Origin of the sequence: Streptomyces inhibens (assembly GCF_003389455.1) — a bacterium.
In the GTDB taxonomy this organism is placed as follows: domain Bacteria; phylum Actinomycetota; class Actinomycetes; order Streptomycetales; family Streptomycetaceae; genus Streptomyces; species Streptomyces inhibens.
This window is the reverse complement of record NZ_QUAC01000405.1, coordinates 1-9,652: the sequence shown is the minus strand read 5'-3', so window position 1 is coordinate 9,652 and position 9,652 is coordinate 1. Positions and strand designations below refer to the sequence as shown.

At 72.1% G+C, this 9,652-nt stretch carries 9 protein-coding genes; 4 read left to right on the top strand and 5 right to left on the bottom strand.

Annotated features, from left to right (window positions below):
* Positions 1-95: 95 nt before the first annotated feature.
* The 4 genes from DY245_RS36010 to DY245_RS35995 form a co-directional block, all read right to left on the bottom strand.
* Positions 96-746, bottom strand: a complete 651-nt coding sequence (locus DY245_RS36010; protein ID WP_128511300.1) for a hypothetical protein — start codon at positions 744-746, stop codon at positions 96-98.
* Between the two features lie 96 nt (positions 747-842).
* The gene (locus DY245_RS36005; protein ID WP_128511299.1) at positions 843-1,520 is read right to left on the bottom strand and encodes a GntR family transcriptional regulator; all 678 of its coding nucleotides are present in this window, start codon (positions 1,518-1,520) and stop codon (positions 843-845) included.
* 138 nt (positions 1,521-1,658) lie between these two features.
* Entirely contained in the window at positions 1,659-3,020 is a 1,362-nt protein-coding gene (locus DY245_RS36000; protein WP_128511302.1) for an aspartate aminotransferase family protein, read from the bottom strand.
* A gap of 187 nt (positions 3,021-3,207) precedes the next feature.
* On the bottom strand, positions 3,208-4,002 hold the full coding sequence (locus DY245_RS35995; protein WP_128511298.1) for a polyphosphate polymerase domain-containing protein: 795 nt from the start codon (positions 4,000-4,002) through the stop codon (positions 3,208-3,210).
* A gap of 227 nt (positions 4,003-4,229) precedes the next feature.
* Between DY245_RS35995 and DY245_RS35990 the strand changes: the two genes are divergently transcribed.
* The 3 genes from DY245_RS35990 to DY245_RS35980 all read left to right on the top strand — a co-directional run bounded on the left by DY245_RS35990 (position 4,230) and on the right by DY245_RS35980 (position 7,335).
* Positions 4,230-4,886 carry a DJ-1/PfpI family protein gene (locus tag DY245_RS35990; RefSeq protein WP_128511297.1) on the top strand — a complete coding sequence of 219 codons (657 nt, stop codon included), beginning with the start codon at positions 4,230-4,232 and terminating at the stop codon, positions 4,884-4,886.
* Positions 4,883-5,476: a MarR family winged helix-turn-helix transcriptional regulator gene (locus DY245_RS35985; RefSeq protein ID WP_128511296.1), complete on the top strand. Its 594-nt coding sequence runs from the start codon at positions 4,883-4,885 to the stop codon at positions 5,474-5,476. Before DY245_RS35990 ends, DY245_RS35985 begins: the two co-directional genes overlap by 4 nt.
* Positions 5,477-5,610: 134 nt before the next feature.
* Positions 5,611-7,335: a serine/threonine-protein kinase gene (locus tag DY245_RS35980; protein ID WP_425329486.1), complete on the top strand. Its 1,725-nt coding sequence runs from the start codon at positions 5,611-5,613 to the stop codon at positions 7,333-7,335.
* 201 nt (positions 7,336-7,536) lie between these two features.
* Here the strand turns inward: DY245_RS35980 and DY245_RS35975 are convergent, their stop codons facing one another.
* Positions 7,537-8,823 carry an adenylosuccinate synthase gene (locus DY245_RS35975; protein WP_128511295.1) on the bottom strand — a complete coding sequence of 429 codons (1,287 nt, stop codon included), beginning with the start codon at positions 8,821-8,823 and terminating at the stop codon, positions 7,537-7,539.
* A 236-nt stretch (positions 8,824-9,059) separates the two neighbouring features.
* Here DY245_RS35975 and DY245_RS35970 point away from each other — a divergent pair.
* The coding region (locus DY245_RS35970; RefSeq protein ID WP_483409836.1) for a diacylglycerol kinase catalytic domain-containing protein at positions 9,060-9,652 on the top strand (593 nt) is incomplete at its 3' end.

The following is a 9,652-nucleotide window of genomic DNA, read 5'->3' as shown; positions in this document are numbered from 1 at the left end:
GTGTGGTGTGGGGACTGCTTCGCTTTACGTCCCCACACCACACCCCTCCGGCCCGTCACCTCCCGTGGGAGAGAAAGGTTTCCGCCGGGGGTGGGTCAGCTGAAGACGATCATGGAGCCCTGGCCCAGGCTCCGGGTGGCGGCGGCGTGCAGGCCGAGCCACACATGCCGCTCCCGGGCGAACGGGCCGTCGTCCAGGGGCACCGCGCCCGCCCGCTCCTCCAAAGAGGTGGGGCCGGCCGGCGGCGCCGGTGCGGCCGGCGGATTGGCCGGATCGATACCCAGGGATGGCGCAACCAGTTCGAGATCGCGCAGCAGACCGTGCGAGGAGCCCAGCGGCCCGCCGCCCTCCAGCAGTTCGTCGTTGGCGAGCGGATGCGGGAAGTCGACCGGGACATACGCGCCTGCGTGGTCGTAGTGCCACACCAGGTGGGACTGTTGCGCGGTGGTCTCGAACATCTCCAGCAACTGCTCGTAATCGCCGCCCAGTTCGTCCACCGGCGTCACCTCCAGGCCGCACAGGCGCAGCAGGTAGGCGCGGCGCAGGAAGTGCAGCGCGTCGTAGTCGAAGCCGGCGATGGGGGCGACGTCACCGGACAGGCCAGGCATATAGCTGAAGACCGGGACCGGTGGCAGGCCCGCTTCCGTCAGGGCCTTGTCGTAGGCGGCGATCTCTTCGGAGAACGGGTTGTCGGGGCTGTGGCACAGCACATCGACGAGGGGTACCAGCCACAGGTCACATGCCACGAGTGAGGGCTCGCTTCCGGTCGGGGACAGGGACACCGGCGCACGTACAGCTACGGTTACGGCCCATTACTGGCCGATGGTCGGGACAGCGTAGTGCTAGCCGCGCGTTCCGACGAGAGCGAGGGAGTGCTCGTTGTACTCGGCGATCAGCTGCTGGGCGGCGGGCAGGTCGTGCCGGACGAGGGCGTCGGCCAGGGCACAGTGGCCCTGCCACAGATGGCCCTTGAGGTCGGGTTCGCGGCGCAGCAGCGGCACCGCGAACATCCAGGTCTGGACGCGGATCCGGTCGAGGAAGTCACTGATGTAAGCGTTGTTCACGATGCTGCTCAGCTCGCGCCAGAACCGCAGGTCGTAGCCGATGAGGACGTCCAGGTCGCCGCCGCGCGCGGCCCGCTCGGCCTCGTCGGCGCGGCGCCGGATGGAGATCAGCACCTCGGCGGGGGTGGCGCGCAGCGCCTGGTCGGCGCCGCTGCGGAAGATGCCCTCGATGATCAGGGTGCGGGCCTCGACCATCGCGCGGAAGTCGTCGGCGGTGAAGGCGTGCACCTTGAAGCCGCGGTGCTGTTCGACGTCCAGGAGTCCCTGGGCGCACAGGTCGAGCAGCGCCTCGCGCACCGGTGTCGCGGAGACGCCGTACTGGTCGGCGATCTCCTTGACGGTGAAGGGGTGGCCGGAGGGCAGGCGGCCGGCCAGGACCTCGTCGCGCAGCGCGTCGGCGATCTGCTGGCGCAGGGTGCTGCGACGTATGACTGGGCTGTCTCCGCCGGCGGCCATTGTGTGCGTCTCCTTCGACGTCCATGACCGCGAAGGGGAGCGGCCCCCGCCCACGATAGGCGAGGGCCGCGGTGCGCTGCTTCGCGCGGGGGCCGTGACCTGCTGTTCCGCGCCGCGGTGCGCGGCGGTCGGGGCAGGTCAGACGCTGTGCGCGTCGGCCGCGGTGAGGGCCTGGTCGAGGGCGGCGAGGCCCTCCTTGGCCTCGGCCTCGGTGACCGTGCAGGCCGGGACGACATGCGTACGGTTCATGTTCACGAACGGCCACAGACCGCCGCGCTTGCAGGCCGCGGCGAATTCGGCCATCGGGGCGTTGGCGGCGCCGGACGCGTTGTAGGGCACCAGCGGCTCGCGGGTCTCCTTGTTCTTGACCAGGTCCAGCGCCCAGAAGACGCCCAGGCCGCGGACCTCGCCGACCGAGGGGTGCCGCTCGGCGATCTCGCGCAGCGCGGGGCCGATGACCCGCTCGCCGATCTCGGCGGCGTTCTCCACGATCCGCTCCTCGGCCATCGCGTTGATCGTGGCGACGGCGGAGGCGCAGGCCAGCGGGTGGCCGGAGTACGTCAGACCGCCCGGGTAGGGGCGCGTCTCGAAGGTGGCGGCGATCTCGGCGCTGATCGCGACGCCGCCCAGCGGGACGTAGCCGGAGTTCACGCCCTTGGCGAAGGTCAGCAGGTCGGGGGTGACGCCGAAGTGGTCGGCGGCGAACCAGTGGCCGGTGCGGCCGAAGCCCGCCATGACCTCGTCGAGGATGAAGACGATGCCGTGGCGGTCGCAGATCTCGCGGACACCGGCGAGGTAGCCGGCCGGCGGGACCATGATCCCGGCGGTGCCGGGGACGGTCTCCAGGATGATCGCCGCGATCGACTGCGGACCCTCGAAGGCGATGGTCTGCTCAAGGTGGGCGAGGGCGCGCTCGCACTCCTGCTGCTCGTTCTCGGCGTGGAAGGCCGAGCGGTAGAGGAACGGGCCCCAGAAGTGCACGACGCCCGCGGAGGCGGTGTCGGAGGGCCAGCGGCGCGGGTCGCCGGTCAGGTTGATCGCGGCGGCGGTGGCGCCGTGGTACGAGCGGTAGGCGGACAGCACCTTGGCGCGGCCGGTGTGCAACCGGGCCATCCGGACCGCGTTCTCCACGGCCTCCGCGCCGCCGTTGGTGAAGAAGATCTTGTCGAGGTCCCCGGGGGTGCGCTCGGCGATCAGCCGGGCGGCCTCGGACCGTACGTCCACGGCGAAGCCGGGCGCGATGGTGCACAGCTTGGCGGCCTGCTCCTGGATCGCGGCGACGACCTTGGGGTGCTGGTGGCCGATGTTGGTGTTGACCAGCTGCGAGGAGAAGTCGAGGTAGCGGTTGCCGTCGTAGTCCCAGAAGTACGAGCCCTCGGCGCCGGCGATCGCCAGCGGGTCGATCAGGCCCTGCGCGGACCAGGAGTGGAAGACGTGCGCGCGGTCGTCGGCCTTCACTGCCGCGCCGGCGGCGGGGTCGGCGGCGGCTGCGGGGTGCATCGTGGTCACGGTCAGTACCTCGGATCGGGTCGCTCGGGTCCGCCGAGGGATCGGCACGGCGAACGCCCTCAGCCTAGGGATCACCGTCCGCCGACCGGTACCGACACTGTGTATGCCGCTCACCACACGCACGGACAGAGTGTCGACGGGCTGTAGGAAACTCCAGGGCCGCAGGGCCGGTCGGACTTCAGGCCGCCGTGGGAAACGCCGTGCGCACCGCCCGACGGCAGTGGCCGGCGGCCAGGTCCGGGCGCAGCGCCGACAACCCGCCGCAGTACTTGGTGAATTCGGCGGGGCGCACACCGTAGCCCTGCAGCAGCCGGTCCGCCTCGGTCGGACGGCCGGTCGTCTTGGTCTCGACGAGGACCAGGCCGCCGTCGGCCCGTACCGTGCGGCCGTTCTCCGGGTCCCGGCAGAGCAGCGCGGCGTCGCAGGTGATGCGCTGGCCGTCCGCGACGAGGGTGGCCCGGGTGTAGTCGGTCTCCAGGGAGCGGCCCAGGTCGGTGGGGGCCGCGATGCCGTAGGAGCGGTCCAGTACGGCGGCGAGGAAGCCGCGCGGGGCCGCGCCGAGGGCGGCGTCGCCCGGCAGCAGCGGCTGCCGGTGCTTGACCGTTTCGCCGCGCCGCCCCTTGAGCTTGATCTCGAACTGCCGCTCCCCGGTGTCCTCGTACCGCCGCTCGCGGATCTTGTAGCGCAGCCGGCGGCCCTGCCGGTGGTCGTGGAAGGACCGCAGGTCGGGGGTGTCGTAGTAGAGGGAGTGATAGCGGAACCAGCGGCGTCCGTTGATGCACAGCGCGGCGAACGGGCCGCCGGGTCTGCGGCGGTCGGTGAGTTCGGCCGCGAAGGCGGCGAAGACCTCGACCGGGACGAGATAGCTGGCGCCGAAGCGGGTGAGGAGTTCGGCCCGTGCCTGGACATCGGCGAGCGGTACCGGACGCGCGGCCATGGCGGCGCGGGCGAGGGCTCGTACGGCGGGAATCACACGGTCTCCTTGGCGGGCGGCTGGGGACGGGGGAGCGTGCGGAACCGGGGCGGGCGTGCTGTCGTACGCGTTCTACGCCCCGTACCCCTGGATAGTTCCGGGACGCGGAAGCGAACATCCACCACCGTCACGTCTCAGCCAAGCGCAACATTCATTGACAGCATGCTGTCGTGAGGACAGAATGCTGTCATAAGGCTTTGAGGGCACCCGCCGACCAAGGACTTCTCATGACTCCCCGCACCGTGCACATCGCCGCCTACGACACACTCGCGGACTGGGAGTGCGGCCACGCCATCGCCCACCTCCGCAGCGGCAGCTACTTCCGCCCGGCCCAGGAGGCGTACGAGGTGGTCACCGTCGCGGCCACCACCGACCGGCCGGTGACGACCATGGGCGGGCAGCGGATCGTGCCCGACCTCGCGCTCGCCGCGCTGCGCCCCGAAGACAGTGCGATGCTGATCCTCCCGGGCGCCCAACTATGGAATTCCGGCGAGGAGTTGGCGCCCTTCGCCCGTAAGGCCGGGGAGTTCCTGGACGCCGGGGTGCCGGTCGCCGCGATCTGCGGCGCGACCGCGGGGCTCGCCCGGGAGGGCCTGCTGAACGACCGGCCGCACACCAGCGGCGCCGCCCAGTACCTCGCCGCACAGCCCGGCTACCAGGGCGGCGACCACTACCGCGAGGCCGACGCGGTGCGCGTCTTCGGGCTGATCACCGCGGGGCCGACCGAGCCGGTGGCGTTCGCCCGCGAGATCTTCGGCCAACTCCAGGTGATGGAGCCGCGGGTGCTGGAGGCCTGGTACCGCCTGTTCGCCTACTCGGACGCCGCCTCCTTCCCCGTGCTGATGGCGGCGGGGAAGGCCGGCGACGAGGACGGGCCCGTATGAGCGAGCCCCAGGCCCCCGAGTCCCGGCCCTCCGAGTCCCGCTCCCCCGGCCCCCGGCCCCCGGAGCCCCGCACACCGGAGCCCCGCACCCCCGAACTCCTCAGCCGTACTGCCCTCGCCGTCTTCCGCCTCAACGGCCAGTTCCTCTCCGTCGCGGAGCGCCTCGCCCAGCCGGCCGGTCTGACCGCCGCCTGGTGGCAGGTCCTGGGCGCCGTCCTGGCCGAGCCGCTCACCGTGGCCGGTATCGCCCGCGCGATGGGCATCACCCGCCAGAGCGTGCAGCGCATCGCCGACCTCCTGGTGGAGCGCGGCCTGGCCGCCTACCGGCCCAACCCGGCGCACCGCCGCGCCAAACTCCTCGCCCCCACCGAGGAGGGCCGGGCCGCCATCGCCCGGATCACCCCGGGCCATGCGGAGTTCGCCGCCCGGCTCGGCGGACAGCTCGGCGGGCCGGAGGACTTCCGGCAGGTCGTGGCGGCGCTGGAGCGTCTGTCGGACGCGCTGGAGGAGCTGTCCGGCGCACGGAAGGAACCGCCCGGCATACGGGAGGAGGCGTCCGGCGCACCGGAGACGCCGCCCGCGGAGAGCTGAGGGCCTACGGCCTGCCGGCGGCCGGCCGGGCCTGGATATCCTCACCGCGGAAGAGGGGCCGCGGGCAACCCGTGTGCGTACGCGCCTGCGCCTGCTCGCCCGCAGGGCGGTTACGGGGGAAAGGGCGACGGATCGTGGAACAGCCAAGACGTGCCGGACAACAAGGTCGGACGGGGCGGCCCGGCGGGCTGGCGCCGCTGGGTGCGCGGGATCCGCAGCGGATCGGGGACTACCGCCTGATCGGCCGGCTCGGCGAGGGCGGGATGGGGCGGGTGTTCCTGGCCCGTTCCGATCGCGGCCGTACCGTCGCGGTCAAGCTGGTGCGCGCGGAGCTGGCGTACGAGGAGGAGTTCCGGGACCGCTTCCGGCGCGAGGTGCTGGCCGCGCAGCAGGTCGGCGGGGAGTGGACCGCGCCCGTGCTGGACGCGGACACCGAGGCCGAGACCCCCTGGCTCGCCACCGGCTATATCGCCGGCCCCTCCCTCCAGCAGGTCGTCGGCGGCAGCGGCACACCGCTTCCCGAGCGGACGGTGCGGATCCTGGCGGCCGGGCTGGCCCGTGCGCTGGCGGCGATCCATGCCGCCGGGATCATCCACCGCGACCTCAAGCCGTCCAATGTGCTGATCACCATCGACGGGCCCCGGGTCATCGACTTCGGCATCGCACGGGCGCTGGAGGCGGTCACCGGCAACGGCGTGACGCGTACCGGCGCGGCGGTCGGCTCGCCGGGCTTCATGTCGCCCGAGCAGGTGCGCGGCGAACCGCTCACCCCGGCCTGCGATGTCTTCTCCCTCGGGTCGGTGCTCACCTACGCGGCGACCGGACGCCAGCCGTTCGGTACGGCCGACAGCGCGGCGCATGCGCTGATGTACCGCGTCGCCCAGGAGGAGCCCGACCTTTCCGGGCTGCCCGAGGGGCTGCACGGTCTGATCGCCGGCTGTCTGGCCAAGGACCCCGAACAGCGGCCCACTCCGGCGCAGTTGGTGGCACTGGCCGAGGACGGGAGCGGCGGCGACGGGCCGGGTGCGGACGACGAACCCTGGCTGCCGGGGGCGTTGATCGCCCGGCTGGGGCGGCATGCCGTGGAGCTGCTGGAGGCGGAGAACCCGCAGGGCGAGGAGGGTTCCCAGGACGCCGGCGGCCGGCCGGCCCCGCCCACGCGCGTCGCCGAGGACCCCGGGATGCATGCGCTGCCCACCACGATCTCGCCCACACCGGCGCCGGGCCGCACCCCGCCGACGCCACCGCCGCCTGCTCCCGTGCCGCAGGGCCAGGCGTCGTATCCGCCGCACGCCGCCCACGGGCACCACGGGCACCACGGATACGCGGTCCCGGCCCCGGCACCCGCCCCGGCGGCGCCCGCACGGCGCCGGCGCGGTGCCGTCACCGCCCTGCTCACCGTGGTCGCGCTGGCGCTCGCCGGGGCCGGCGCGGTCACCGCGTACACCCTGCTGACCGGCGACGACAGCGGCGTACGGCCGACGGACGCGAAGGGCGGCAAGAAGAGCCAGGGGCCGGCGCAGCCCGCCGCGGCCGGCGGCATTCCCACGGACTACCTGGGCACCTGGGAAGGGACGGTCGGCGACTCGACCACCGATGTCCGGCGCTTCACCCTCACCCAGGGCAAGGCCGGTGACACCGTACTGACGATGACGGCCACCGGGGCCAGCTACCGCTGCGAGTTCGCGGCCACCCTGACCAGCGCGGGCCCGCCGGTCCGCCTCGGCCCGTCCACGGTGCTCTCGGGACCGGCCGACAGCTGCCTCCCCGGCTCCCCGAGCACCCTGGAGATGGTGGGCGGCAAGCTGCGCCGCGTCTTCGACGACGGCAAGGCGATGTCGTACAGCAAGACGGGCTGAGGCGGCCGGGCGCACCGCGACGCTGCACCGCGCCGCCCCGGCCGCGCCCGGCTGCGCGCCGAGCGGCACCTCGGTCCTGCGCCTCAACGGCGACGGCACCCTGCACCGCGAGTTCCTGGGCGACGACAAACAGCCGCGCACCTACTCCAGAGCGGAGGAGGCACGCGGCTGCTGCCGTGGTGCGGATGTTCCCGCGCGTCCTTACGACAGGAACGAGTTGATCTCGATGGTCTCGTCGCGGCCGGGGCCGACGCCGATCGCGGAGATCGGGGCGCCGGACATCTCCTCCAGCGCCTTGACGTACGCCTGCGCGTTCTTCGGCAGGTCGGAGAAGGACTTCGCCTTCGTGATGTCCTCGGACCAGCCCGGGAGCATCTCGTAGACCGGCTTGGCGTGGTGGAAGTCGGTCTGCGAGTAGGGCAGCTCTTCCACGCGCTTGCCGTCGATCTCGTACGCGACACAGACCGGGATCTGCTCCCAGCCGGTGAGCACGTCGAGCTTGGTGAGGAAGAAGTCCGTCAGGCCGTTGACGCGGGTCGCGTAGCGGGCGATGACCGCGTCGAACCAGCCGCAGCGGCGGTCGCGGCCGGTGGTGACACCGCGCTCGCCACCGATGCGGCGCAGCGCCTCGCCGTCCTCGTCGAACAGCTCCGTCGGGAACGGCCCCGCGCCGACACGGGTCGTGTAGGCCTTGAGGATGCCGATGACCCGGCTGATCTTCGTCGGACCGACGCCGGCGCCGGTGCAGGCGCCGCCGGAGGTCGGGTTCGAGGAGGTGACGAAGGGGTAGGTGCCGTGGTCGACGTCGAGCAGGGTGCCCTGGCCGCCCTCGAAGAGGACGACCTTGCCCTCGTCGATGGCGTTGTTCAGGAGCAGCGTGGTGTCGGCGACGAAGGGCTTGATCTGGTCGGCGTAGCCCAGCATCTCCTCGACGATCTTGTCGGCCTCGATCGCGCGGCGGTTGAAGACCTTGGCCAGGAGCTGGTTCTTCTGCTCCAGGGCGGCCTCGACCTTCTGGGCGAGGATCGACTCGTCGTACAGGTCCTGGACGCGGATGCCGACGCGGTTGATCTTGTCCGCGTAGGTCGGGCCGATACCGCGGCCGGTGGTGCCGATCTTCCGCTTTCCGAGGAACCGTTCCGTCACCTTGTCGATGGTGACGTTGTACGGCGTGATCAGATGCGCGTTACCGCTGATCAGCAGCTTGGACGTGTCGACGCCGCGCTCATTGAGTCCGCTCAGCTCGGAGAGCAGGACCGCCGGGTCGATGACGACACCGTTGCCGATGACCGGGGTACACCCCGGCGAGAGGATTCCGGAAGGGAGAAGGTGCAGTGCGTACTTCTGGTCGCCTACGACAACCGTGTGGCCGGCGTTGTTGCCGCCCTGGTAGCGCACCACATAGTCAACGGACCCACCGAGCAGATCGGTGGCCTTTCCCTTGCCCTCATCACCCCACTGAGCACCGAGCAGCACAAGTGCGGGCACAGGCGTACACCCCTTCCGGGCGGGGCATGTCCAACGTGCGTGGATGGCGTCAGCATGCGTGTTCACGCGTACGTCATCGCTAGAGCCGTCGAACCGGTGCCCCGGAATAGACGAAGCCCCTGGCGCAATAGCGCAAGGGGCTCTTGCACCGAGATGCTACCTGAGGAAGGACCGAGGTGTCGGCGCAGCCTTCTGGGCACTCTCCCGCGGACTCCGTTCGGGGGTACCCCCTGCTCGTGGTCATCGACCCTCTCGCCCGCAGTACGGACGGCGAATCCGTGCGGATCGCGAAGGATGTCCTGTGTGCGGGCGCGGGGACAAAAATCTGCCTTCCCGAGGGGCCGGAGGAATTTGCCCGGATGCTCGCCCGCCGCGGCCACCGGCGCCCGGTGGTGATCGGCGACGACCGGGCGCTGCTGCGGGTCGTGGGCCTGCTGCACAAGGAACGCGAGCTGGCCGGGGTGACGGTGTCGATGGTCCCGGTCGGGGCGCCGGCCGCCGTCGCGCTGAGCCGCACGCTGGGCGTCCCCACGGACACCGTCGCCGCGGCGCGGGCCGTCCTGGACGGCGGGGAGCGGCCGATGGATCTGCTCACGGACGACAGCGACGGCATTGTGCTGGGCGCGCTGCGGATCCCCTCCGGCAGCGAGCCGACCCGGCACGGGCACGGCGCGTATGTGCCCGGTGCGGCGCATCCGGTGGACCCCATGGATCCACTGGATTCCGCGGGCGCGCGGGGCGGCCTGGTGGGCGGCCTCGACGGGCACCGGCCGTGGTGGGAGCCGGCCGCGCGGACCGCCCGTACGGCGCTGGCGATGCTGGCGGCGCC

Excerpts from the sequence above, each read along its gene's own strand:
- DY245_RS36000 (WP_128511302.1), bottom strand. The coding sequence starts at position 3,020 with ATGCACCCCGCAGCCGCCGCCGACCCCGCCGCCGGCGCGGCAGTGAAG.
- DY245_RS35990 (WP_128511297.1), top strand. The coding sequence starts at position 4,230 with ATGACTCCCCGCACCGTGCACATCGCCGCCTACGACACACTCGCGGAC.
- DY245_RS35985 (WP_128511296.1), top strand. The coding sequence starts at position 4,883 with ATGAGCGAGCCCCAGGCCCCCGAGTCCCGGCCCTCCGAGTCCCGCTCC.
- DY245_RS36005 (WP_128511299.1), bottom strand. The coding sequence starts at position 1,520 with ATGGCCGCCGGCGGAGACAGCCCAGTCATACGTCGCAGCACCCTGCGC.